The organism is Pseudarthrobacter sp. NPDC092424 (assembly GCF_044754925.1).
Classification (GTDB): Bacteria; Actinomycetota; Actinomycetes; order Actinomycetales; family Micrococcaceae; genus Arthrobacter.
Genome location: NZ_JBIVQC010000007.1, coordinates 27,326 through 50,374, shown reverse-complemented (window position 1 = coordinate 50,374; position 23,049 = coordinate 27,326). Strand labels below are relative to the sequence as shown.

Sequence of the window (23,049 nt, the reverse complement as noted above, 5' to 3'; positions counted from 1 at the left end):
TCGGACCAGTCTTCTACGCAATCTGGAGTTCCTTTATGTCTTTCTTCACTGTCCTCGCCACCAGCAAAGTCGCCGCCGGAGTCCTGGCCGCAGGTACCCTCGCCGCCGGCGGAACCGGTGTTGCTGCCGCTTCCGGCGTCCTCCCCGGCCAGGCCCAGCAGACCGCCCACGAGGTCTTCGGCGCACCGGCTCCGAAGCCGGCCGAGGTTTCTGACGTGCAGTCCGCCGTGGCCGCTGACGCTTCCGCGGACGCCGAGGCTGCCGGGACCGCTGAAGTTTCCGACAGCAAGGTTGCAGCCCAGGCTTCCGCTTCCGGCGAGGCCGCGGGCGCTGTCGACGCTGCCGGCGCTGCTGCCCTGGGCCTCTGCACCGCCTACACCAGCGGTGGCCTGAACGCCTCCTCCGAGGGCTTCTCCTCGCTGGTCATCGCCGCCGAAGGCGAAGCCAACATCGAGAGCTTCTGCACCGACGTTGCCGCCCAGGCGGACGCAGCTGCCGAGGCCCGCGGCGAAGCCGCAGGCTCGGGAGCCATCGAGGTTGAGCTGCCGGAGGCCCCCGAAGCGCCGGCCGCCCCCGCTGTTTCTGAGGTCGACGGCGAATCCGCCGTTCCGGCTGTTCCCGCAGTTCCCGCCGCAGGCGCCGACGCCGTGGAGTCTGCCGCGGTTTCCGTTCGCTAAGCGGACTTAGCTAGTCTGGACGACTGGCTTACCTGCGGGGCCGGCCCGGGCCGGCCCCGCAGGCAACCTGCCGCCTTCCGGAAGGAACCGCTGGTGCTGGACACTTTGGCCCAGGAAGAGACCGACATATTCGACGACGCAGCCGGGACGGATCCGGCCGCGCTCTTCGCTGTTGCCTACCGGTCCTTCGCCGGCCCGGTGCTCGGCTACCTTAGAGCCCGCGGCGTGGACGACCCCGAAGCGGTCACCCAGGACGTCTTCATGGCGTTCTACCCGATGGTGGAGGAACTCACCGGCGGGCTGCAGGGCGCCAAATCGCTCATTTTCTCGATCGCGCACGCGCGGCTGGTGGACCATTACCGGCGCGTGGACCGGCGGCCACGGCTCAGTCCGTACGATCCTCAGGACGACCACCGCACCTCGCCCTCGGCCGAAGAGCAGGCGGTGGACCCGGGCGGCGGCGCATCGGCACTGCTGGAAGGGCTCAGCCGGGAACACCAGGAAGTGCTGGCCCTGCGCGTAGTGGCGGACCTGTCCATCGAGCAGGTCGCCGGCATCATGGGCAAGAGCACCGGAGCCATCAAACAGCTCCAGCGGAGGGCCCTCCAGAACCTCAAAGAACAAACACTGACTGATCAAACGCTGACAAGAAACCGGGCGAACCATGAGTGACACCGCAGGAAACCACCACGACCGCGTGGTGGACCAGCTGCTGCTGGAAGCAGGGCTGGACGACGACGGCCAGCTCCGCCCCGCGCTGCTGGAGCTCCGCGCCCTCGCCGGTGCCGCACCTGAACCGTCCGCGGCGATCGCCGCGCTGATGGCCGGCCATGCGCCCCAGGCGCGCACCGCCACTGCCGTACCTGCGCACCAAAGCCGGCATGCCGGCGTCGTCCCTTCCGCAGCGGCCGGGGACGATTTCCCCGTCCGTGAACCGGCGGTGGAGGAACCGCCGGTGGACGAACTGGCCGCCCGCCGCCGGTTCAAGCGCCGCGCCACCCTCACCGCGCTGTCCGTCGCCGTTTCGCTGACCGCCGGGGGAGCAGTGGCCGCCGCATCGGACCAGGGAATCCGCCAGTCCATCAGCGACCTGAACGTCGCGGTCACGGCCTTTGTGACCGGCGGCAAGCCGGCCGGGGACGCGCCGGAGGTCCCCGGCGGCCAGGATGTGCCGCTTCCCGCAGGGCCCGCGCCGACGCCGGCAGCTCCGTCCCCCGCGCCCGACGGCGGCACCCCCTCAGCGCCGGCCGTCCCGGGAGCCGGCACTACAGCACCCGGGAAGGACCCCGGCACCGGGACTGGCGGGGGCCCGCCGGAGCGGATCCTGCCGTCCGAACTCCCCGGCGGGCTTACCGGCGGAGTGGAGCAGCCGCCGAAGGTTCCCGTCGATGGATACCCGGACGTTCCGCTGCCCGACGCGCTTCCGGAGCCCCCGCTGCCTTAAGCGCAGGTTACCTGTGGCCCGCCTAGTCCATCCGGGCGAGGCGTGCCCGGACCATCATGTACACCCCGTAGCAGACCAGGCCTGCGCCCACGGCTGCCAGCAGGTAGACGCCGAACGGCTGGTCGCGGAGGGCGCGGAGCCCGCCGTCCAGGCCGGTGGAATCTTCCGGATGGGCCTGCAGGGTGGCCACCACGATCAACAGCCCGGCGAGCAGCAGGACGGTTCCCTTGGCCACGTAGCCGGCAATCCCGAGGGCCCGGACGGCCTTGCGCATGCGGTCGTTGGAGGGCATCACCAGGTGTTTCTCGAAGGACTTCCGCAGGCCGCGGATGCCGTAGGCCACGCCAGTGACGGCGATGCCGGCTCCGAGCAGCACCAGCAGGGCAATGCCTCCGGGGGCCTGCATCATCTTGATGGTGAAATCAGAGGCGCTGCGCTGGTTGTCCGCGCCGGAGCCGGTTCCCATGGCGAAGGAGAAGAGGGTCAGGGCAAGTCCTGCATACACGATGGCCTGCGCGGCGGCTTTGCCTTTCCTTGCGGCTTTCTTCCTGGTCGGTAGCCGGTTGTAGTCAAAGATTGCGTCGCTTGCCTGCCACAGCGCCAGCGCGGCACAGGCGACGAAGCTGGCCCAGAGCAGGAACGGCCCGGCCGGTTGGGTGGACAACTCCGCCACCGCGCCGCTGAAATCCGCGTTGCCGGTGCCGCCCATCGCGAGCCGGACAGCGATCGCCCCGACCAGCAGGTGCAGGATCCCGCTCGCAGCGAAGCCCGCCCTGGCCAGCACTTCCATGGTCCGTGAGTTCGTCACGTTCTCCGCCGCGGCGGCGGCCTGCTTCAGTTCTCTTTTGATGACTCGTCCTTTACGCAAAGCGCACACTGCGCGGGTGCCGGTTTCCCCCACCCAAGCCCATCGTGCCACTACTGCCCTGCGAAGGACAGCAGGGCAGCTGTCAGCGCCTGCGGTAGCAGAGATCGAAGATCAGTCGGCCGGCCTCATGCGCCTTCGCTTCGAAACTGGTGCGGATCCGCCCCTCGAAGCGGGGTGCCCAGCCGCCGGTCTCGTCCACACCCTCGTTGGGGCCCGTGTGTTCGGTGCTGACCGGGGCGCGGCCCTCGCGCACCGGGGCGCCGCCCACCACGGTTTCGACGCCGGTCTGCCACACCTGGGTCAGGGGGCTTTCCGGGCCGCGGCGTTCGCCGGTGTGCAGGTTCTCGAAGTCGGGAGAGCCGGCCAGGACATCGCGGACGTGGACGGCGTAGTTGGACCAGTCCGTGGCGATCCGCCAGAGCCCGCCCGGCTTCAGCGCGCGGGCTGCGAGGGCGGCGAATTCGGGCTGGATGAGGCGCCGCTTGTGATGGCGGGACTTGTGCCACGGGTCCGGGAAGAACACCCAGAGCTCGCTGACTGATCCCTCGGGGAGCATTGTGGCCAGGACCTCGGGGGCGTTGGCTTCCACCACCCGCACGTTCTTCAGGCCGCGGCTGTTGATCTTGATGATGGTGTTCGCCAGGCCCGGGGTATAGACCTCCACGGCCAGGAAGTCGGTATCCGGGTTCTGCTCAGCGGCGTGGCAGATGGCGTCCCCAAGCCCTGAGCCGATTTCCACCACGAGGGGAGCCTTGCGCCCAAACTCCGCTTCGGCGTCGAACGTGTATTCCGGATGAACGGAGGTGTTGGCGACGTGCCGCGGGACGTCAACCGCCCACCGTTCGGCGTGCTCCTCCCAGGCAGCCTGCCGGCGGCCCTGCAGGCGCGTGCCGCGGCGGACGAAACTGACCGGACGGCCGCCGTACGTGCCGAACGATGCCTGGGTCCCGGGCGTGACGGGCCTCGGGACATGCGGCTGCTGGGGGTCTTCTGGGGATTCGCTCATCCCTCCAAGGATAACGGGGCCCAACCGGCGGACAATCAGGGTTTCCACCAGCCCAACGCGCACGCGGTCAGTACAGCCCCAGGAGGCGCAGGCCCGTGACCAGCGCGAGGACCACCACGAGGCCGCAAATACACATGGCCGCGACTGCCGCTTTCCAGTCCCCGGACCTTCGCGGGGAACCTCTTACCGCGCGTATGGCAAGCACAACCGATATCACGGCAAAAAGTACGGGAGCGCTGTAAAACAGCAGCGCAACCAGCCATGGAAAAGCAGGCGGGCCGTTGTGGGGAGTGGTCATGAACATCAGGATCATTGCGCCCGGTGCAGTGAAGTTCATGCTGGCCACGCACAGGCACGCCACAATCAGGCTGGACAGGCCATTTGCACCCAGTGGACCTCCGGAATGCTTCTTTTTGCCGCCGGCAGCTTCACCGTCGGACGAGCTTCCCCGGGTGGCGTCAGGATGTTGGCGTTCCGGAAGCGGTGTCGGTCCCATTTTTCTCCTGGACGTGTTGAAGGCGTGCAGTACGGCTGGTCGGGTCTCCACCTTATGAAGGCCCCGGCGGGACGGTCGAGGGCATTCCCGCCCTTTGTGGATAACCCTGCAGCTGTCCCTGCCTGACAGAATGGCCGGATGAGGGAAATGACAAGGGCACGGGCAGGGAGGCGCCGAAACGCAGGAACGGAAGTCCGGCAATCCCTGCCCGGCACCCTGGTGGACGCGGAAGTCGATGAGGTGCCGGTGCCGGCACCCACGCAGGTGGAAAGCCGGCGGCAGCTCGCTTTCCTGGGCGTCTGCCTGGTGCTCATCGGGCTCAACCTCCGGACCGTCTTCTCCAGCTTCTCCGCGGTACTGCCCGAAATCCGGGCAGAGGCTGCCCTGCCCGGCTGGGCTGTGGTGGTACTGACCACTCTGCCCGTGACACTGCTCGGCGTGTTCGCGCCGCTGGCGCCCGCCCTGGCCCGCAGGTTCGGTGCGGAACGGGTCCTGCTCGGCGCCATGGCTGTCCTGACGGCAGGGCTCCTGCTGCGCCCCGCGGACCTGGGCGGACACCTTCCCGCGCTCCTGGCCGGGACGGCCGCCTGCGGCGCTGCCATCGCGCTCTGCAACGTCCTGCTTCCCGGCCTGGTGAAGCGTGACTTCCCCCATCGGCTGGGCCTGATGGGAGGGCTGTACACCACGGCCATCTGCGCGTCCGCGGCCCTCGGGGCGGGCTTTACCTACCCCGTCTACGCGGCCACGGGAGAGTGGACCCTGGCCCTGTGGCTCTGGGCGGCGCCTGCCGCCGTCGTACTTTTCCTGTTCCTGCCCGTCGCGGTCCGGCAGCGCTCTGTACGGCACCGCGCCATCCACGAAGGCGTGAATGTCTGGCGCTCCGCGGTGGCGTGGCAGGTGACCCTGTTCATGGTGCTGCAGGCCATGATGTCCTTCAGCGTGTTCGCCTGGCTGGCGCCGATCCTGCGCGAACGCGGCGTGGACGGCGCGACTGCGGGCCTGATCGTGTCAGCCAGCATCGTGCTGCAGATGCTCGGTTCCCTGTTTGCACCGGCCCTCGCGGCCCGGTTCCGCGACCAGCGCGCCATCAATACGGTGGTGGCGCTGATGACCGGTGCGGGTTTTGCGCTCAGCATCTTCGGTCCGCTGGAGCTGGTGTGGGTGTGGGCCGGGCTGCTGGGACTTGGCCAGGGCAGCCTCACCGCAGTGGCGCTGACCATGATCATGCTGCGCACCCGGGACGGGCATACTGCCGCGCACCTGTCCGGCATGATGCAGGGCCTGGGCTATGGGCTCGGCTCCACGGGGACGCTCCTGGTCGGGCAGCTGCATCAGGGAACGGGTTCCTTCGCTGCCGCCGGAATCCTGTTCCTGGTGGTCGGGGCCCTGGCGGCAGTGTTCGGCTACCGTGCAGGGCGGGACCGCTTCGTTGGCTGAGGTGCGGGCGGACCCCGCCACCCGGCCCGGCGGCAGCGTCCTCCGGCGTCCCTTCCTCTGGGTGACCATCGGGACGTGCGCGCTGGTGTTCCTCGCAGCATTCGAATCCCTCGCGGTGACCACCATCATGCCCCTGGTCAGCCGCGAACTCGACGGCGCCGGCCTGTACGCCCTCGCGTTCGCCGGGCCCATGGCCACTGGTGTGATCGGCATGGTGGGCGCGGGCAACTGGTCCGACCGGCGCGGCCCCGCCGCCCCGCTCTACGCTTCGGTGGCACTCTTCGCGCTGGGCCTGCTGATCGCGGGCACCGCCGCCAGCATGCCGCTGCTGGTGGCCGGCCGGCTGGTGCAGGGCCTCGGAGGCGGAGCGCTGACCGTTGCCCTGTACGTGCTGGTGGCCCGGATCTACCCGCCCCAGCTGCACCCGAAGATCTTCGCTGCGTTCTCGGCCGCCTGGGTCATCCCGTCCCTGGTGGGACCCTTCGCCGCGGGCATCGTGGCGCAGGTGTTCAGCTGGCACTGGGTGTTCCTCGGCGTGGTGGGGCTCATCGTCCCGGCGCTGGCCATGGTGGCGCCGGTGCTGCGCGGCCATGGCCCGGCCTCGGCGGAGGGCCCGGGGGAATCCCCGAGCACCTCGTGGGCTCCGGACAGGCTCGCCTGGGCTGCGCTGGCCGCAGTCGCGGTCCTCGGGCTGAACCTCTCCGCAGAAGTCCGCATCCCGGGATTCCCGCCCGCCACCGTGCTCCTGGCCGTTGCCGCCGTCGTCCTTGCCCTCGCGGCAGTCCGCCCGCTTGTCCCCCGGGGCACCCTCACGGCCCGCCGCGGCCTGCCCAGCGTGATCCTGTCGCGCGGCATGGTTTCGGCGGCGTTCTTCGGCGCGGAGGTGTATCTGCCGTACCTGCTGATCGAGGAGTACGCTTTTTCACCCACCTTCGCGGGGCTGACGCTGACCCTGGGGGCGCTGGCGTGGGCTGCTGCAGCCGCTCTGCAGGGGCGGCTGGGCGACCGGCTTTCCCACCGCACCGCCGTGCGCGCCGGGTCGCTCATGGTCCTGGGCGCAGTGATCCTTGCCCTGGCGACGGCCGCGCTGTACTTGCCCGCCGCCGTCGTGATTTCCGGCTGGGTGTTCGCCGGCGGCGGCATGGGGATGCTCTACCCGCGCCTGAGCGTCATGACGCTGGCGCTCTCCAGCAAGGACGACGAAGGGTTCAACAGCTCCGCCATGTCCATCGCTGATTCCCTCGGCGGGGCGCTGGCGCTCGCCGCCACGGGCATCGTCTTCGCGGCGTTTACGACGACGGCGGCATCCTTCGCCGGGGTCTTCGCGCTGACCGCCCTGGTTGCCTTCGCCGCCGCCTTCGTCACGCCGCGGGTCGCGTCCCCGCTTGACGGGGCTTAGGGCAGCCTGGTGGCGCGGACCACGACGTCGGCGATGACCGCCTCCTGGCCGTCCGGTCCGGTAACGGGACGCTCGCGGCTCGTCTCCACTTCGAGCTGCCACCCCCGGCCGTCCAGTTCCAGCCCGCGGACCAGTTCGTCGCCCGTGTAGAACATCTCGCGGTGGTTGTGATGGCCGGCGCCCCACGGCGGAAGCCGGTCCGGATGATGCCCCACCACCAGCAGGGTTCCACCGGGCTTGACCGCCGCAGCAGCGGCCCGCAGCGGCCCTTGCCAGCCCAGTTCCTGCGAGTGCAGGAACTGGGAGGTCACCAGGTCGAAATGCCCTTCGGGCCGCCAATGCTCCAGGTCGGCCTGCTGCCAGGTGATCCGGCTGGCAATGGCGCCATCGGCCGCGTGCACGCTTTCCCTCGCCAGGACAGCCTTCTCATGCGACTGCGCGCGTTCCAGCGCGACGGCAGAAACGTCCACGGCCGTCACCGTCCAGCCCTGCTGCGCCAGCCAGATGGCGTCGGCGCCCTCGCCGCAGCCAAGGTCCAGCGCCTTGCCCGGCCGCAGTCCGCCCGCCTCCCGTACCAGCTGCGGGTTGGGCCTGCCGCTCCATATCTGTGGCTTGGTCCGGTATCTTTCGTCCCAGATCGACGCGGCATCGTCACCGCGGATCCCGCTGCCGATGCCGCCGTCGCCCCCGTCCGGGGAGGCACCGCCGTCGTGCGTGCCATGGTGGTGTGCCGCCTGTTCGCTCATGCCTCAACACTGCCCCGCCGTGGCGCCTGAGGCAACGCCTCAGGCCTGCCGCGGCGGGGGGAAGCTGCGAAGGATGCTAGACTGGTGGAACTTGATGTGCAGTGATGCCCGGGTTTCCCTTCATAAAAGGGTCTGGGCTTTTTTCATGTGAGAGGCACATCCTGCGTCGATGAACGCGTTCCATTTGGTCCCGGCCGCCGCTTTGCATAAGCGGCAGCAGGCTGGTGTGACCACCTGACTTTTCTTCGGCGAACCCTTGAGCCAACCGGCATCGGGGGCCGATGTCCGCACGGACACCGCCAGAAAGACCTTTGACTTAATGACTACTTTTGCTGCCCTCGGCACGCCCAAGGCCCTTGCCGACACCCTCACCGCGCAGGGAATCGAAACCCCGTTCCCCATCCAGGTGAAGACCCTCCCGGACACCCTCGCAGGACGCGACGTCCTGGGCCGCGGCCGCACCGGCTCCGGCAAGACCATCGCGTTCGCCATCCCGCTGGTGGCACGCCTCGCCGAGCGCGAAGCACCGTACTTCCGCAAGCCCGGCCGCCCCATGGGCCTGGTCCTGGCACCCACCCGCGAACTGGCCACCCAGATCAACGCCACCATCGAGCCGCTGGCCAAGGCTGCCGGCCTGAACACCACGGTGATCTACGGCGGCATCTCCCAGGCGCGGCAGGAAAAGGCCCTGCGCGCCGGCGTCGACATTGTCATCGCCTGCCCGGGCCGCCTTGAAGACCTGATCCGCCAGCGCATCCTCACCCTGGAAGCCGTGGAAATCACGGTCCTGGACGAGGCCGACCACATGGCTGACCTCGGCTTCCTGCCCGTGGTGAAGAAGCTCATGGACATGACCCCCAGCCAGGGCCAGCGCCTGCTGTTCTCCGCCACGCTCGACAACGGCGTGGACAAGATCGTCCAGCGCTACCTGTCCAACCCGCTGACCCACTCCGTGGACGATCCGCAGGCCGCGGTGACCACCATGGAGCACCACGTGCTGGTGGTCAACGACCAGACCGTCAAGAAGCAGCTGATCGTTGAGCTCGCCTCCGGCGCCGGCCGCCGCGTCCTCTTCATGCGGACCAAGCACCACGCCCGCAAGCTGGCCAAGACCCTGACCGACGCCGGGATCCCCGCCGTGGACCTGCACGGCAACCTGTCGCAGAACGCCCGCGACCGCAACCTCGCCGAGTTCTCCAACGGTGACGTCCGCGTCCTGGTGGCCACCGACGTCGCAGCCCGCGGCGTGCACGTGGACGACGTCGAACTGGTGATCCACGTTGATCCGCCCACCGAGCACAAGGCCTACCTGCACCGCTCGGGCCGTACCGCCCGCGCCGGTTCCGACGGCACCGTGGTCACCCTGACGCTCCCCGAGCAGCAGACCGACGTCAAGAAGCTCATGAAGGCCGCCGGCGTGGACGTCAGCTTTGAGCGCGTCACCGCCAACTCGCCGATCGTGGCCGAACTGGTGGGCGAGATCGCAGACAAGGTTGACCCCCGCACCCGCGCTGCGCTGCTGGCCGCCAAGGCTGCCAAGCAGGGCGGCGGCACCTCCACGGGCGCCAACGCCGAGCGCAAGCGGGCCCGCCGCCAGGCTGCACCGACCACCGGTGGACGCGGTGGCCGTGGCGGCCGCGGCAAGGTCTCGGCTGAGCCGGTCCGCACCGACGTCCCCCGCGCCGAGCGCCGGGCGGCAGCCTTCGAGGGCCGCACCGAAGCCCGCGCAGCCTTCGACCGTGTGGCTGAGCAGAATGAGGACCGTGCCATTGCGGCAGCTGCGGCCCGCCGCAATGGCCGTGGCCGCGGCATCGCCGGCACCCACCGCAACGACGTCCCCGCAGCAGGTGGCCGCTCATCGGCCGGCCGCGGTTCGGACGGGCGCGCCGCTGAAGGCCGCACGGATTCACGCATCACCCGCAGCGACGCCCCCCGCGGCGGAACCGGACGTCCGGCTTCCTCCGGCGGACAGCGCAGCGGACGCCCGGCAACCGGCCAGCGCGCCGCGGCAGGCGCAGGCGCCCGCACCGGCGGCCAGCGTTCCGGCGAGCAGCGCTCGGGCGGGCAGCGGACCGGCAACGGCGGCAGCAAAGCTGTCTGGTCCTCCACCACCGGCGGAACCTCGGGCGGCTCGTTCGCAGGCGGCGGCTCCGGCCGTCCGGCCCGCAGCGGCCCGCGCCGTGCATCAGCTCCGGCGTCGAACGAACGCCGCAGCCGCTAACGTTACGGATTTCCGCTACTGAAACGGACAGCCGCTACCCGGATCACGGGCGCGGCTGTCCGAATCTGTAGCTGAAACCCAGGGCTTCACCAGCCCCGGGCGCGCCACTCATCCAGGTGCGGGCGTTCGGCACCGAGCGTCGTCGGCTTTCCATGGCCGGGATGTACGACGGCGGCATCTGGGTACGTGCCGAACAGCCGGTCAGTGACGTCGGCCAGCAGTGAGTTGAACCGTTCCGGGTCCTTTTGCGTGTTGCCCACACCGCCGGGGAACAGCGAATCACCGGAGAAGATGTGCGGCGGCCCGTCCGGGTCGCGGTACACGAAGGCGATGGAACCTGGGGTGTGCCCGCGTAGGTGGACAGCCTCGAGCTGGAACCCGTCCACGGCTACCGTGTCCCCGTGCGCCAGGCGGCGGTCCACCGGAACGGGCAGCGCATCGGCGTCGTCCGCTCCCGCAGCGGTGGGCGCACCGGTCGCGGCAACCAGCTCCGGGAGCGCACGGACGTGGTCCCAGTGCTGGTGGGTGGTGGCGATCAGTGCGAGCCGGGGCGCGGCGGACGTGTCCGCGGCGGCGTCTGCGAGCAGCTGCCGGATGGCTGAAAGGTTGTCCGCGGCATCGATCAACACCTGTTCCCCGCTGGCTTTGGCCGTCAGCAGGTATACGTTGTTGTCCATCTCGCTGACCGAAATCCGGCGGATGGTCAGGGCAGGCAGGTCGTAGACCAGCGAATCCATGGTCCCCGCCCTATTCCCGCCCCTGCGACACCCAGTTGGGATCGGCGGACCGGGAGCCGACGACGGCGGCCGAGGCTGAGTCCAAGGCGTCCAGTTGCGCGGGGGTCAGCTCCAGGGCAAGCGCGCCAAGGTTTTCGTCGATCCGGGCCGCCTTGCGGGTGCCGGGGATGGGGACCACCGGAAGGTCCAGCCGCTTGCCCTGCGCCAGCAGCCAGGCCAGGGCGACCTGCGCCGGGGTGGCGCCCAGCTGCTCCGCAACGGCCTGCACGGCATCCACCACGGCCTGGTTGGCGCTGGCGGCCTCCGGCGCGAACCGCGGAATCTTGCGGCGGAAGTCGTCGGAACCCAGTGCAGAGGCGTCAACGGTGCCGGTAAGGAATCCCCGGCCCAGGGGTGAGTAGGGCACGAAGCCCACACCCAGGGCGGCTGCGGCAGGAACAACGTTGCGTTCCACGTCGCGGCTCCAGATGGACCACTCGCTCTGGACGGCCGCAATGGGATGGACGGCACAGGCTTCTTCGAGTTCCTGCGCCGTCACCTCGGACAGGCCAAGGTGCCGGACCTTCCCCTGCTGCACCAGCTCTGCCATGGCCTCCACGGTTTCCACAATCGGAACGCGGAGGTCACGGCGGTGCATGTAGTAGAGGTCGATCACGTCCGTGCCCAGCCGCTGGAGGCTGCGGTCCACTGCCTGCCGGACGTAGGCGGCGTCGCCCCGGATGTCCGTGTACCCGTCCGTGGGCGTGCCCACCAGCGCGAACTTTGTGGCCAGCTGGACCTCGTCCCGCCGCTCCTTCAGCAGCCGGGAAATGAGTTCCTCGTTGCTGCCCCCGCCGTAGATATCCGCGGTGTCGATGAAGCTGACACCGGAATCCACCGCGTGGTGCAGCGTCTCCAGGGCCTCTGCCGGATCCACCTCGCCGTAAACGGGGGTCAGGGCCATGCCGCCGAAGCCGAGCGGGCTGACGTTGAATCCGTCTCCCAGGGGGACTGAAGGGGTCATCAGGGTTCTCCTCGTTTTACCAGTTGATGATGCGGTCTGCGCTGGCCTTGGTGGCCATAATGATGCGGGCGTTGGCTTCGTCGGGTCCGGCGGCCCATGCCTGCGCCGCCCGGGGCTCCATGCCGAACCCGATGTGCCGGGCCACCAGCCGGCTCATCCGGAGATCCTGCGGCGTGTCCACGAACCAGGCCTCGTCCAGCTGGGCCCGGATGTCCTTCCACGGTCCCTGCTCCACCAGCAGGTAGTTGCCTTCCGTGATGACCAGCGGCACCGCGGCAGGCACGGCGATCGACGCGGCCACGGGTTCGTCGATGGTGCGCCGGAACTCCGGTGCGTACACCACTTCCTCGTCCCGGCTCACCAGGCGCCGGAGCAGTGCCAGGTACCCGCCGGCGTCGAACGTGTCCATGGCTCCTTTGCGCTGCCGCAGCGGCGTGCCGTCAATGATGGCGTTGGCCAGGTGGAAGCCGTCCATGGGCACCACCACGGCGGAACCGGGCCCGAACTGCTGCTGCAGCCATGCCGCGAACGTCGATTTCCCCGAGCCCGGTGCGCCGGCGATGCCCAGGATGATGCGGCGGCCGTCCGCGAGCCGCCCGCGCAGGGCGTCGACGGCCTCGGTGATCTCGGGGGAGTCCATGGCAAAAGCCTAAACCGGACGGGGAAGCTCCGACGCCGGGTTCCCCCGCCTTTGGTAGTCGGAAGGCCGCGTACGACGGCGTTTCGCCGGGACGCACCGTCAGGTGGCGGCAAAGGTGGGGAGAGTCAGCGGGGGCTGGCCGGGAGCCTCTTCAAACCGGCGGCGCAACCCACAATCCCGGCGATAAACAGCAGTTTGAGGACGCTGAACGGCTCCGCGCCGGTGGCCATCGCCCAGCCCACCGTGAGTGCCGCGCCGATGCCCACCCACACGGCGTAGGCAGTGCCCAACGGGATGTGGCGGGTGGCGTAGCCGAGGCCCCCGAGGCTCAGGCCGGCGGCGACAAGAAAGACCTGGGTGGGAAGCGGCTCGGTGAAGCCGTTGGACAGGCCCAGGGCTGTTGCCCAGACGGCTTCGAGGACCGCGGAAACCAGCAGCACCGGCCAGGCGAGGCGACCCGCACGCATCACGCCACCACCTTCAGCCCGGCCACGCACGCCGCTATTCCCGCGAGCAGGAGGAGGCGGGCCGCCGTCGGGCGCTCCACCTTGGTGGCGATCGCGTACGCGGACGTCAGCACCACGCCGACGCCCACCCACACGGCGTACGCCGTGCCGGTGGGGATGGATTGCATCGCGAAGGCCAGGCCGCCCGTGCTCGCTGCCGCTGCCGCCAGGAAGAGCGCCGCCGGCGCGATGCGGCGCCGGCCCGGCAGTGTGGAGGCGCGGTGTAGGGCGGCAGCCCAGACGGCTTCCAGCGCGCCGGAAAAAATCAGGACTAACCACGACATAGGAGCTCCTGTGGCCAGTCTTGTCGCGTGCCGGGTACTGAACCGTCGTCCGGAGGCCTGGGAGAGGCCTTGGTCCCAGCGTAGCAACGCCCGACGGCGGGTGGCCGGGTTGGTGGCGAACCTCACCGGTCCGCCCTGCCAGGGTTAGAGCGTGCCGCCGGCCGCTTCGGGTGCCGCGGCATCCCGGCCGCCATCACCGATGGTTTCGCGGGCGATGAAGTTCTCGATGTCGAACAGGTTGTCAGCGCGCTCGGCGATGTTCACCAGCGTGGTCATGGACGCTACCTCCTCCACCTGCTCCTTGAGGAACCAGAGCATGAACTGCTCGCCCAGGGCATCGTTTTCGCCGCGGGCCGCACGGAAGAGGTCCTCGATGTTGCGCGTGACTTCCTTTTCCTGTTCGAGCGCAAGGGCCAGCGGTTCCGTCACGGAGCCGAAGTCGTTCCGGACGGCGGGAACGCCCGGAATCGTGAAGGGGATGTCCCGGTCCAGCATGTACTGGACCATCATCATGGCGTGGTTCCGTTCCTCCACGGACTGCCGGTAGAAGTACCGGGCCAGCTGCGGGAGGTCCTGGTTGGCGAACCACGTGGCCACCGCGATGTACTGCTGCGAGGCCGTGAATTCGTTACCGATCTGGGTGGACAGAAGCGAGTTGAACGATGAAGTGGTCATAGCCTGAGTCTAGGAGCGCCCACCGGCAACAGCCAGTGTGGAAAGGCTCCGCTTGGCGAGGGAAGGCTGGCCTGACCCGGCTGTCGCTAGCCGGCTACTGCGTCGATGGAGACCACGGCCAGGAAGCCCCGGCCCAGGATCTCGGGGGTTTCGGCGTCAGAACCTGTGACGGCGTCATACCGGTCCAGTGCCTCGGCGCCCGGAGAAACTGCCGCCTGCCCCTGCAGCAGGATCCCGAACTGCCCCGCAAACAGCGGGTGGGCGCGCTTCTTGGACAGTTCGATGATGGACGTGTAGCCCTTGAAAGCACCGGTGCGGGTGATGACGTTCAGGTCACGGACGTCCCCCGTCGGCAGGGCGCCGGCCGTGGCCGCGCCGCCGGAAAAGCGGAACGGCCGGAACTTCTCCAAGGGATGTTCCACCCCGTCCACGGTGAGGAGGAACAGCTCTCCGTCGATCACCGTGAGGACCCGCTCCATGCCGGGGAAGGCCGAGAATTCGCCTGCTTTGCCCACCTCCGCAATGCTGACCCGCCAGTCCCAAGCGGCTGAACTCCCGGCAGTACCGCCGTCATCCGCAACGCCGCGGGCGATTTCCCGCGTAACGCCGCCGCCGTTGCGCCACGGTTCGGCCTTCAGGTCTGCATACCGGATGATCTCCATCTGCCCAGCCTAGTGTTCCGGCAATGCCACCGGCCCCCGGACCCTGCTACTGTCCTGCGGGGGACACCTACAAACCTGAAGGAGCCGGGAATGTTCATCAAAGTGTGCGGTCTCAGCACGCCCGAATCGGTATGCGAGGCTGTGAACGCCGGAGCGGACGCCGTGGGGTTCGTCCTGACCGCCAGCCCACGGGTCGTCTCGCCCGGCCAGGCGCGTGCCCTGTTGGCGGACGTCCCCGAAGGAGTGGTGGCGATCGGCGTCTTCCGCGACGAGCCCGTGGCCGACGCCGTGGCCATCGCCCGCGCGGCAGGCCTCGAATGGATCCAGCTGCACGGCCAGCGCTCCCGGGAGGACGTCGCGACCGCGCACGACGCCGGCATGAAGCTGGTCAGGGCCGTCACCATGGGTGCCGCGCCGGCTGAGTTCGAGGACTGGGGCGAGGACCTCCTCCTCATCGACGCCGCCGTGCCCGGCTCGGGTGAGGAGTGGGACTACGCCTCCATGGCCGGGATCCCCGGGCTGCAGGGCCGCAACTGGCTGCTTGCCGGCGGGCTTCATCCGGAGAACGTCGGTCCGGCAGCGGCGGCGGCCCAGGCCTGGGGTGTGGACGTATCATCCGGCGTTGAGTCCTCCCGCGGGGTCAAGGACCTGGCCAAAATCCGGGCCTTCGTGCACGCGGCGAGGTTTGCCGCCACGGTCTGATTTCCCATGTAAACGGTTTAGGCCGGCCTGGGTAGGGGTCGGTTCAGGGGATTCCCCGAGCCTTTTTGGCGGACATCCGCTGCACAATGGATGGATGAAGACACTCCTCAACATCATCTGGCTGGTTTTCGGCGGCTTCTGGCTTGCGCTGGGATACTTCGCCGCCGGCGTCATCTGCTGCCTGCTGATCGTCACCATTCCCTGGGGCATCGCGTCCTTCCGGATCGCGGCCTACACGCTGTGGCCGTTTGGCCGGATGGTGGTGGATAAACCGGGCGGCACCGGAGTCTTTCCCATGTTGGGCAATGTCATCTGGCTGGTGGTGGCCGGTATCTGGATCGCCATCGGCCATGTCATGACCGCGGTGGCCATGGCCATGACCATCATCGGGATCCCGCTGGCCATCGCCAACCTGAAGCTCATTCCGGTGTCCCTGATGCCGCTGGGCAAGCAGATCGTGCCCACGGACACGCCCTTCGTCAGCACCTACCGCTGATAACACCGCCGGCTGCTGGTCTAGGGCGGACGGATCAGAGCGGCCCCGTCAGAGCGGGCGGAAGCTGCCGTCCCTGAGGAGTGCCACGGAGTCGCTGTCGTCGAGTTCGGCGGCGATGTCCACATCTCCGGCGTAGCCCGCGCCGGCGAGTTCCCGCCCGCTGGAGCAGCCGTGCAGCATCTCGCGCAGGCGCGGCTCGGCGGCCTCGAACACGGCGGCCGCCGCCAGCGCTTCGGGGGAGTAGGCAGGCTTGCCGTCCTCGGCCTCATACCCGCCCCGGCCCGCGGCCAGCAGTCCGGCGATGAAGGCGCCGGCGCCGATCTGGTCTTCGACAGCCGGGCGCAGCGTCCCGTCCGGCCAGCGCTCTCCGGCGGCAACTGCTGCGATCACGGCGTCCTCCGGCAGGTTGGCGGCCACCCAGTCCGCCGTCGCTGCGGCGTTGCGGAGAGACACCGCGGCCACCAGGGGCGCCTCTCCGGCCAGCAGGTGGCACAGCGCCGAACCGTTCGGCGAGGGCAGCACCACCCGTTCCAGCGCTGGCGCGCTCCGGAATGACATCGGGGACAGGCTCAGCCCGCCGCCGCCCCGGGGACCCGCGAGCTCGGCCCGCCGGCCGGCAGCGAACGACTCCGCGCGCGTGTCCTTCCAGGGAAACGGGAACACCTCTGCGCCGCGGTCCAGGGCGACGCTGACGCAGGTGCCGAACGAGAAGACGTCGACCACCACCACGAGGTCCGCACCCGGCGCTACCGTCCTGCCGCCGTCGGCCCCCCATTCGAACCGGACCGCGTAAGGAACCTGCCGATGCGCGGCGCCGGCGGTGCGCAGGTGCGTCACCTTCGGATCGGGGGCGTTCATGCCAGCTCACCCTGCAGGTTCCGCCGCGCCGCGGAAAGCCACAGTTCGCGGGCCCTCGCGGTGTGGAAGAGGGGCTCGAGTTCCAGCAGGCGGCGGACGACGGCGGCGCGTCCGGCTGCGAAGTCAGCGTCGCCGATGTGCGCGTAATCTTTCCGGACGGCGGCAACGTACCGGGAGTATTCGTCCGGCTCGCCGCCGAGGACGGAGAGGTCGGCGTCGCAGAGGAGAGCGCCGTCGTCGTCCCCCGGCCCCGGCCGGTGGTCCGAGGTAAGCCGTACCAGGCGCGCCACTTCCGCCACCTCACCCTCCGGAAGGCCCGCAGCGGTGAGCCGTTCCTCGGCCAGTCGCGCCGACTCCTCCTCATCCTGGCCCGCGATGCCGCGGTAGACGGCGTCGTGGAACCAGGCGGCCAGGAGCACGGTCCGCGGCGGCTCGGCCGGATCGGTGAGCAGGTCCAGGGATTCCAGTACCGAGAGCAGATGGGTGCAGCCGTGGTAGTGGCGGTGGTCCTCGCTCCAGCGGTCCAGGAGGTCAAGGAACAGGGCATCGTGGCCCGGCAGGATGGTGTTCCAGCGGTTCAGCAGCGGAACTTTGAGGGACTTGTTCCGCTGCCGGGCGGGGATACGCAGGCCGCTGGCGATCAGCTTCCGGACCAGTACCCGGCCCTCCACCTGGATTGCGCCGGCGGCCACCAGGTCCGGGATGCGGCGCTCGGGGACGTCGTAGTGGTCGCCGTCGAACGCACGGTCCGGGATGCCGGCGGCCGCGGCAAACGCATGGAGCTCCTCGAGGGACGTGTCCGAGACCATGTGCGAGAAGTGCGTTCCGTGCGCAGGCCAGAGCGGCGGGTCCAGGTAGATGGCCATGGTGGAAGTCTAGTGCCGGAGGTACGCCGCCCCACTTGTGACGCTCTCTCACCTAATGCCGCCCAAACCCGGACGCTCTCGCACTTAATGCGCCTTAAACGTCAACCCTCTCTCACCTTGCCGCAGAACGGTGGTGGGAAGTGAGAGAGCGTCGGCCGGGGACTGGCGTTAAGTGAGAGAGCGTCGGCCGGGGACCGGCGTTAAGTGAGAGAGCGTCACGTGGGGGGAATGCGTGGAGGGCCGGTTTGGACTCCGCACGGCTAGCCGTGCGGAGGGGATAGGTTATCTGGCGCGAGAACCGCATTTGCGGATTAGGATGGCTAAATGGCACTCATCCGCGTCTCTGAAGCTGCCCGTTTTCTGGGCGTTAGTGACGATACCGTCCGCCGCTGGACGGAGAACGGGTCCCTCACGCCGAAGAAGGACGATTCGGGGCGGCTCGCCGTGGACGGCCTGGAACTGGCGCAGCACGCCCAGCGCCTGGCGCAGCTGCCGGATGATCCGCACCGCACCGGGAGTTCCGCGCGGAACAGGTTCGTGGGCCTGGTCACCGCCATTACCGCGGACAAGGTCATGGCCCAGGTGGAGCTCCAGTGCGGGCCGTTCCGGGTGGTGTCCCTGATGAGCAGCGAGGCCGTCCGCGAGTTGGGCCTGGAGCCGGGGTCGGTCGCCACTGCCGTGGTCAAGGCGACCACCGTGATCATCGAAACGCCGCAGGGCAAGGGAGCGGCGTGAAGCGGGGGAGCGGCCGGCCCGCATCGCGGCGCTCGCGCGCTATCCAGGCGATGGCCGCCGTCGTGCTCCTGCTGGGGCTTGCGGCGTGTGCGCCTGCCGCCGGCTCCGGCGGAACCCTGACCGTGTTCGCGGCCGCTTCCCTGAAAGCCAGCTTCACCGAGCTCGCGGCAAGTTTCGAGGAACAGCACCCCGGAATGCATGTACAGCTGAGCTTCGCCGGCTCGTCGGACCTCGCCACCCAGATCAGCCAGGGCGCACCCGCGGACGTGTTCGCCTCCGCGGATACGGCCACAATGGAGCGGGTCACTCAGGCAGGAATGGCCGACGGCGGCACCCGGGTTTTCGCGGTGAACACCCTGGCGCTCGCGGTTCCGCCGGGAAACCCGGCCGGCATCCGCACTTTCGCGGACCTGGCCCGGCCCGGGACGCGGCTCGTTGCCTGTGCACCGCAGGTGCCGTGCGGGGCGGCGGCCGCCGCAGTGGCCCGGCGGACCGGCACGGACCTGAAGCCCGTCAGCGAGGAAAACTCCGTCACGGACGTCCTGGGCAAGGTGATCTCCGGGGAGGCTGACGCCGGGCTGGTGTACCGGACAGACGTCCGCGCCGCCGTCGGGAAAGTGGACAGCGTGCCGTTCCCGGAGGCTGCGGACGCACCCGCCACCTATCCCATCGCGACGCTGGCCGGAGCAGGGGACAAGGCCGCGGCCGATGCGTTCATTCAGCTCGTCACCGGCCCGGAAGGCCAGCGTGTCCTGGAGGAGGCGGGTTTCCGGACCGGCGGGGAAGCGGGCGGCTCATGACCCGCCAGGCCTACACCGGCATGCCGCGCTGGATTCCCGGCGTGGCGGTCCTCGCTGCCCTGGTAGTGGTCCTGCCGCTGGCCGCGATGGTGGCCCGGGTGGACTGGGCCAACTTCGTTCCGCTGGTCACGTCGCCGTCCGCGCTGGACGCCCTGGGCCTGAGCTTGCGGACGTCCGCGGCGAGCACCGTGCTCTGCGTCCTGCTCGGCGTGCCGCTGGCGCTGGTCCTGGCCCGGGGAAGGTTCCCCTTGCAGGGGCTGCTGCGGTCGCTGGTGCTGTTGCCGCTGGTGCTGCCGCCGGTGGTGGGTGGCATCGCGCTGCTGTATACGTTCGGCCGCCAGGGGTTGCTGGGCGGTGCCCTGGAGGTTCTGGGCCTTCAGGTGGCGTTTTCCACGGCCGCGGTGGTTCTGGCCCAGACCTTCGTGGCGCTGCCGTTCCTGGTGGTGAGCCTCGAGGGGGCGCTGCGCACCGGCGGCCAGCGGTACGAGGCCGTGGCCGCGACCCTCGGCGCCGCCCCCGGCGTCGTCTTCCGGCGGGTCACGCTTCCGCTGGTCCTGCCGGGGCTCGCGTCGGGCGCGGTACTCGCCTTTGCGCGCAGCCTCGGCGAGTTTGGCGCCACCCTCACGTTCGCCGGCAGCCTGCAGGGGGTAACCCGGACCTTGCCGCTGGAAATCTACCTGCAGCGGGAGACCGACCCGGACGCCGCCGTCGCGCTTTCCCTGGTGCTGGTTGCCGTGGCGGTCGCCGTGGTGGCGCTCGCGTATCGGCGCCCGGGTTCAGGTCCGCGCATCTCCGTGGGGCGTACGACGCCGGAGCCCGCCCCGAGCGGGAGCGTCCAGTGACGTTCCGGGTCGAGGCAGCCGTGGCCGGGCGGGGCCTGGACGTGGCACTTCGCGTGGGGGCCGCGGAAACTGTGGCGGTGATGGGGCCAAACGGGGCGGGGAAGTCGACGCTGCTGGATGTGATCGCCGGGCTGCTGCGGCCGGAGCATGGGGAGGCCGAGCTCAACGGCCGGTCGCTGTTCCATACGGCTGATGGAACCTGGCTGCCGCCGCATCAGCGCGGGACGGCGCTGCTGGCGCAGGAGCCCTTGCTGTTCCCGCACCTCAGTGTGGTGGACAATGTGGCGTTCGGGCCCCGGAGTGCTGGTTTGGCGCGGAGCGCGGCCCGGGAGCAGGCAATGCGGTGGCTGGCCGAGGTGGAAGCGGCGGACCTTGCGGACCGCCGGCCGGCTGAACTCTCCGGCGGCCAGGCGCAGCGCGTGGCGGTGGCCCGGGCGCTCGCGGCCGATCCCGCCCTGCTCCTTCTCGACGAGCCGATGGCCGCGCTGGATGTCCGGTCGGCACCGCTGCTGCGCCGCCTGCTCAAGCGCGTCCTGGCAGACCGGCCGGCCATCATCATTACGCACGACGCCCTCGACGCGCTGATGCTCGCGGACCGGGTGGTGGTCCTGGACAATGGCCGCATTGTCGAGGAAGGGCCGACCCGGGAGGTGCTGGAAAAGCCGCGGAGCGCGTTCGCCGCCGGGCTCGCCGGGCTGAACTTCGTGCCCGGAACCCTGCGGGGGGACGGGGTCCTCGCGGGTGAACTGGTCATCCACGGGCCGGGGGACGGACTGGCGCACCCGGAGCTGAAGGATGCCGAGCTGAAGCACCCCGAGCTGAAGCCGGACCGGCCCGGCGTGGCCGTGTTCCCGCCGTCGGCCGTTTCCGTGTATCTGACGGACGCGCACGGCAGCCCGCGCAATTCCTTCCCGGTGACCATCACGGACCTGGAGCCGCACGGCGACGGCATCCGGGTGCGCGGCGGGGGCCTGGCGGCGGATATTACGACGGCGGCGTCCGCGGACCTGGGCCTGGCGCCGGGAGTGCGGGTGTACTTCGTGGTCAAGGCTTCTGCAGTGGCGATCTACCCCGCGTGACTCTTTCGAAGGCACCGCGATTGGACTCTCGTGACTGGCCCGACCGGCCAGCTCCGACCGTGAGGCGGCTGTGGTGATGTTCAGATTCTTTTTGATTCGGTACCCATCCGCGCCCCGGGACAGAACGAACAGCTGTTGAGTTCTCTTTCGAGCACACCGTGACTGCAGAATGTCAGATCTGGAGGTGAGGCAATGGGCGTCAGTCTGCCATGGCTTCGCTCCGGCCTGCGTACTCTTGTTCTCGGAACACTCCTAGCCGCTGGCTGGATCATTTTCGGCGCGGCATCAGCGCACGCCTTCGAACCGCTTCCCCCGGTCACGGACGCCGTTCACAAAATCACCGGCAGTGAGACTGCGTCCGGTTCGATAGCCGAGGCCCCTGTGATCACCGAGGAAGAACCCAGACGGGCTGAGGCTCCTGTAGCGGCACTCCTTGAACCGGCCATCGTTGGTGCCGAGCCCCTGATTCCAGCAGCGCGCCAGATCGTTGACCCGGTACTGGCTCCCGTGGAGGCGGCCGTGGCCCCGGTTGCAGCACCGGTAACCTCCGTGGATGGTCAAGTCGCGGAGGTTGCCGGACCGCTGACCGGGTTTGCCACTGATGTGCTCACACCGGTCACATCGACGGTCGCTGATCTCACAGCACCTGTTACCGGCACCCTCGCCCACGTGGTGGCACCTGTTACAGCATCCGTCGCATCAACCATCAGTCCGGTCGCAGTAGTCGTGGGCGAAGATCCCACCGCAGCGGCAGTTTCTCCCTCCGCGGCATCTGAGGCGATAAATGGGTCCTCGAACGATGCGCCGGGCGGGGACGCTGCAAGCGGGGCCCCTGTTCTGTCAGGGGGCCCGTCAGTTCGCTTCGACGCCGGCAATGTGCCCCCGCTTCGCCAAGACCAGTCAGCCTTCCCGGTATCCACAGCTGGTGGTGAGACGTCGGAGATCCAGACGCAGAACCCGGGTCCTGACCTCCCCAATAGGCCCGGTTCGCCGGCCACGGCCCCGACAGGTTCAGGGTCAACCTTCCGCTCAGCCAGCGAAGCCGGCTCCGCTTTCGCGGATGGACTGGCAGTCTTCCAGCTTTCCTTGACGCACACCTTACTTACCGATGTCTTCCGCCGCTCTGACGAGCTCCCGGGTTCCATCAGCCTCGAGCACGGCTTCTCGCCCGACTAGTGATGCCGCTCCGCGCCACGATGCGCGGACGACAATCCAGCCAGCATCAACTGGTGCATGGCCCCCATCACTAAGAAGGAATATCAACCATGAAATCTTTCGTACGTACAACTTTGTGCAGCGCCGTCTTCGCCGGAGGAATACTCATCCTCGGCGCAGGTGCAGCCTCCGCTTCCGACACCACTACCAGCTCCGGTTTGGGCCTCGGCTCGGGAACCCACATTGGCCTGAACCTGAACTTGGACGCTGAAACCCGGACAGTCACGGAATCCTCGATCACTGGTGGGGACAGCATTCTGGGCGAGGGCGGCACCAGCGGCGAGCTTGTTTCGGACCTGAACGCCGGTCTCGGTGTGAACCTGGACGCTGAAACGAACCTGGACGCTGCGACGAACCTGGATGCAGCAACCCGGACAGTCACGGAATCCTCCACCAGCACCGGTGGGGACAGCATTCTGGGTGAGGGCAACACCAGCGGCGAGCTTGTTTCGGATCTGAACGCCGGTCTCGGTGTGAACCTGGACGCTGAAACGAACCTCGACGCTGAAACGAACCTGGATGCAGCAACCCGGACAGTCACGGAGTCCTCCACCAGCTCCGGTGGGGACAGCATTCTGGGTGAGGGCAACACCAGCGGCGAGCTTGTTTCGGATCTGAACGCCGGTCTCGGTGTGAACCTGGACGCTGAAACGAA

27 protein-coding genes and 1 riboswitch are annotated in these 23,049 nt (G+C 69.1%); of the genes, 14 read left to right on the top strand and 13 right to left on the bottom strand.

What is annotated here, in order from left to right:
• Positions 1 to 35 precede the first annotated feature (35 nt).
• From ACIQCN_RS11465 to ACIQCN_RS11455, 3 genes are all read left to right on the top strand, one after another.
• Positions 36 to 677, top strand: a complete 642-nt coding sequence (locus ACIQCN_RS11465; RefSeq protein ID WP_400611034.1) for a protein tyrosine phosphatase — start codon at positions 36 to 38, stop codon at positions 675 to 677.
• Positions 678 to 770: 93 nt separating this feature from the next.
• A complete protein-coding gene (locus ACIQCN_RS11460; RefSeq protein WP_400605266.1) occupies positions 771 to 1,349 on the top strand; it encodes an RNA polymerase sigma factor in 579 nt (192 codons plus the stop codon).
• Positions 1,342 to 2,121, top strand: a complete 780-nt coding sequence (locus ACIQCN_RS11455; protein WP_400611032.1) for a hypothetical protein — start codon at positions 1,342 to 1,344, stop codon at positions 2,119 to 2,121. Before ACIQCN_RS11460 ends, ACIQCN_RS11455 begins: the two co-directional genes overlap by 8 nt.
• Positions 2,122 to 2,143: 22 nt before the next feature.
• On the opposite strand, the gene ACIQCN_RS11450 is transcribed toward ACIQCN_RS11455, so the two are convergent.
• From ACIQCN_RS11450 to ACIQCN_RS11440, 3 genes are all read right to left on the bottom strand, one after another.
• Entirely contained in the window at positions 2,144 to 2,989 is an 846-nt protein-coding gene (locus ACIQCN_RS11450; RefSeq protein WP_400605262.1) for a DUF1206 domain-containing protein, read from the bottom strand.
• Positions 2,990 to 3,071: 82 nt separating this feature from the next.
• Positions 3,072 to 3,995, bottom strand: a complete 924-nt coding sequence (gene trmB, locus ACIQCN_RS11445; RefSeq protein WP_400611030.1) for a tRNA (guanosine(46)-N7)-methyltransferase TrmB — start codon at positions 3,993 to 3,995, stop codon at positions 3,072 to 3,074.
• Positions 3,996 to 4,062: 67 nt separating this feature from the next.
• Positions 4,063 to 4,491, bottom strand: a complete 429-nt coding sequence (locus tag ACIQCN_RS11440) for a hypothetical protein (RefSeq protein WP_400611028.1) — start codon at positions 4,489 to 4,491, stop codon at positions 4,063 to 4,065.
• Positions 4,492 to 4,638: 147 nt separating this feature from the next.
• Between ACIQCN_RS11440 and ACIQCN_RS11435 the strand changes: the two genes are divergently transcribed.
• Both ACIQCN_RS11435 and ACIQCN_RS11430 read left to right on the top strand, forming a co-directional pair.
• A complete protein-coding gene (locus ACIQCN_RS11435; RefSeq protein WP_400611132.1) occupies positions 4,639 to 5,928 on the top strand; it encodes an MFS transporter in 1,290 nt (429 codons plus the stop codon).
• Between the two features lies 1 nt (position 5,929).
• Positions 5,930 to 7,327, top strand: a complete 1,398-nt coding sequence (locus tag ACIQCN_RS11430; RefSeq protein ID WP_400611131.1) for an MFS transporter — start codon at positions 5,930 to 5,932, stop codon at positions 7,325 to 7,327.
• On the opposite strand, the gene ACIQCN_RS11425 is transcribed toward ACIQCN_RS11430, so the two are convergent.
• Positions 7,324 to 8,073, bottom strand: coding sequence for a class I SAM-dependent methyltransferase (locus ACIQCN_RS11425; protein WP_400611026.1), 750 nt, complete (start codon positions 8,071 to 8,073; stop codon positions 7,324 to 7,326). The two genes, ACIQCN_RS11430 and ACIQCN_RS11425, sit on opposite strands and share 4 nt — an antisense overlap.
• A gap of 319 nt (positions 8,074 to 8,392) precedes the next feature.
• On the opposite strand from ACIQCN_RS11425, the gene ACIQCN_RS11420 reads away from it, so the two are divergent.
• Positions 8,393 to 10,294, top strand: coding sequence for a DEAD/DEAH box helicase (locus ACIQCN_RS11420; protein ID WP_400605252.1), 1,902 nt, complete (start codon positions 8,393 to 8,395; stop codon positions 10,292 to 10,294).
• An 86-nt stretch (positions 10,295 to 10,380) separates the two neighbouring features.
• On the opposite strand, the gene ACIQCN_RS11415 is transcribed toward ACIQCN_RS11420, so the two are convergent.
• The 7 genes from ACIQCN_RS11415 to ACIQCN_RS11385 all read right to left on the bottom strand — a co-directional run bounded on the left by ACIQCN_RS11415 (position 10,381) and on the right by ACIQCN_RS11385 (position 14,801).
• Positions 10,381 to 11,031, bottom strand: a complete 651-nt coding sequence (locus ACIQCN_RS11415) for an MBL fold metallo-hydrolase (RefSeq protein ID WP_400611024.1) — start codon at positions 11,029 to 11,031, stop codon at positions 10,381 to 10,383.
• Between the two features lie 10 nt (positions 11,032 to 11,041).
• Complete coding sequence (locus tag ACIQCN_RS11410; protein ID WP_400605249.1) at positions 11,042 to 12,034, bottom strand: aldo/keto reductase; 993 nt, start codon at positions 12,032 to 12,034, stop codon at positions 11,042 to 11,044.
• Positions 12,035 to 12,050: 16 nt separating this feature from the next.
• Positions 12,051 to 12,674, bottom strand: coding sequence for a nucleoside/nucleotide kinase family protein (locus tag ACIQCN_RS11405; RefSeq protein WP_400611022.1), 624 nt, complete (start codon positions 12,672 to 12,674; stop codon positions 12,051 to 12,053).
• Positions 12,675 to 12,799: 125 nt separating this feature from the next.
• A complete protein-coding gene (locus ACIQCN_RS11400) occupies positions 12,800 to 13,141 on the bottom strand; it encodes a DMT family transporter (RefSeq protein WP_400611020.1) in 342 nt (113 codons plus the stop codon).
• Positions 13,141 to 13,464 (bottom strand): DMT family transporter, encoded by a 324-nt coding sequence (locus ACIQCN_RS11395; RefSeq protein WP_400611018.1) that lies wholly within the window; start codon positions 13,462 to 13,464, stop codon positions 13,141 to 13,143. The genes ACIQCN_RS11400 and ACIQCN_RS11395 overlap by 1 nt, the downstream gene beginning before the upstream one ends.
• A 9-nt stretch (positions 13,465 to 13,473) precedes the next feature.
• A riboswitch (guanidine-III (ykkC-III) riboswitch) is annotated at positions 13,474 to 13,538 on the bottom strand.
• A gap of 70 nt (positions 13,539 to 13,608) precedes the next feature.
• Positions 13,609 to 14,139, bottom strand: coding sequence for a ferritin (locus ACIQCN_RS11390; protein ID WP_400605243.1), 531 nt, complete (start codon positions 14,137 to 14,139; stop codon positions 13,609 to 13,611).
• An 86-nt stretch (positions 14,140 to 14,225) separates the two neighbouring features.
• Entirely contained in the window at positions 14,226 to 14,801 is a 576-nt protein-coding gene (locus ACIQCN_RS11385) for a HutD family protein (RefSeq protein WP_400611017.1), read from the bottom strand.
• 90 nt (positions 14,802 to 14,891) lie between these two features.
• Here ACIQCN_RS11385 and ACIQCN_RS11380 point away from each other — a divergent pair, with 90 nt between their 5' ends.
• Together ACIQCN_RS11380 and ACIQCN_RS11375 are read left to right on the top strand one after the other, a co-directional pair.
• On the top strand, positions 14,892 to 15,503 hold the full coding sequence (locus ACIQCN_RS11380) for a phosphoribosylanthranilate isomerase (RefSeq protein WP_400611015.1): 612 nt from the start codon (positions 14,892 to 14,894) through the stop codon (positions 15,501 to 15,503).
• Between the two features lie 94 nt (positions 15,504 to 15,597).
• Positions 15,598 to 15,999: a YccF domain-containing protein gene (locus ACIQCN_RS11375; protein WP_400605238.1), complete on the top strand. Its 402-nt coding sequence runs from the start codon at positions 15,598 to 15,600 to the stop codon at positions 15,997 to 15,999.
• A gap of 48 nt (positions 16,000 to 16,047) precedes the next feature.
• On the opposite strand, the gene ACIQCN_RS11370 is transcribed toward ACIQCN_RS11375, so the two are convergent.
• Both ACIQCN_RS11370 and ACIQCN_RS11365 read right to left on the bottom strand, forming a co-directional pair.
• Positions 16,048 to 16,857, bottom strand: a complete 810-nt coding sequence (locus ACIQCN_RS11370) for a 2-phosphosulfolactate phosphatase (protein WP_400611013.1) — start codon at positions 16,855 to 16,857, stop codon at positions 16,048 to 16,050.
• On the bottom strand, positions 16,854 to 17,723 hold the full coding sequence (locus tag ACIQCN_RS11365) for a DUF4031 domain-containing protein (RefSeq protein ID WP_400611011.1): 870 nt from the start codon (positions 17,721 to 17,723) through the stop codon (positions 16,854 to 16,856). Before ACIQCN_RS11365 ends, ACIQCN_RS11370 begins: the two co-directional genes overlap by 4 nt.
• Before the next feature lie 324 nt (positions 17,724 to 18,047).
• Between ACIQCN_RS11365 and ACIQCN_RS11360 the strand changes: the two genes are divergently transcribed.
• The 6 genes from ACIQCN_RS11360 to ACIQCN_RS11335 form a co-directional block, all read left to right on the top strand.
• On the top strand, positions 18,048 to 18,458 hold the full coding sequence (locus ACIQCN_RS11360; RefSeq protein ID WP_400605233.1) for a molybdopterin-binding protein: 411 nt from the start codon (positions 18,048 to 18,050) through the stop codon (positions 18,456 to 18,458).
• A gap of 50 nt (positions 18,459 to 18,508) precedes the next feature.
• Complete coding sequence (modA, locus tag ACIQCN_RS11355) at positions 18,509 to 19,258, top strand: molybdate ABC transporter substrate-binding protein (RefSeq protein ID WP_400611129.1); 750 nt, start codon at positions 18,509 to 18,511, stop codon at positions 19,256 to 19,258.
• Complete coding sequence (locus ACIQCN_RS11350) at positions 19,255 to 20,100, top strand: ABC transporter permease (protein ID WP_400611009.1); 846 nt, start codon at positions 19,255 to 19,257, stop codon at positions 20,098 to 20,100. Before modA ends, ACIQCN_RS11350 begins: the two co-directional genes overlap by 4 nt.
• On the top strand, positions 20,097 to 21,179 hold the full coding sequence (locus ACIQCN_RS11345) for a sulfate/molybdate ABC transporter ATP-binding protein (RefSeq protein WP_400611007.1): 1,083 nt from the start codon (positions 20,097 to 20,099) through the stop codon (positions 21,177 to 21,179). The genes ACIQCN_RS11350 and ACIQCN_RS11345 overlap by 4 nt, the downstream gene beginning before the upstream one ends.
• A gap of 192 nt (positions 21,180 to 21,371) precedes the next feature.
• Positions 21,372 to 22,355, top strand: coding sequence for a hypothetical protein (locus ACIQCN_RS11340; protein WP_400611005.1), 984 nt, complete (start codon positions 21,372 to 21,374; stop codon positions 22,353 to 22,355).
• A gap of 89 nt (positions 22,356 to 22,444) precedes the next feature.
• On the top strand, positions 22,445 to 23,049 hold a 605-nt coding region (locus tag ACIQCN_RS11335), incomplete at its 3' end, for a hypothetical protein (RefSeq protein WP_400611003.1).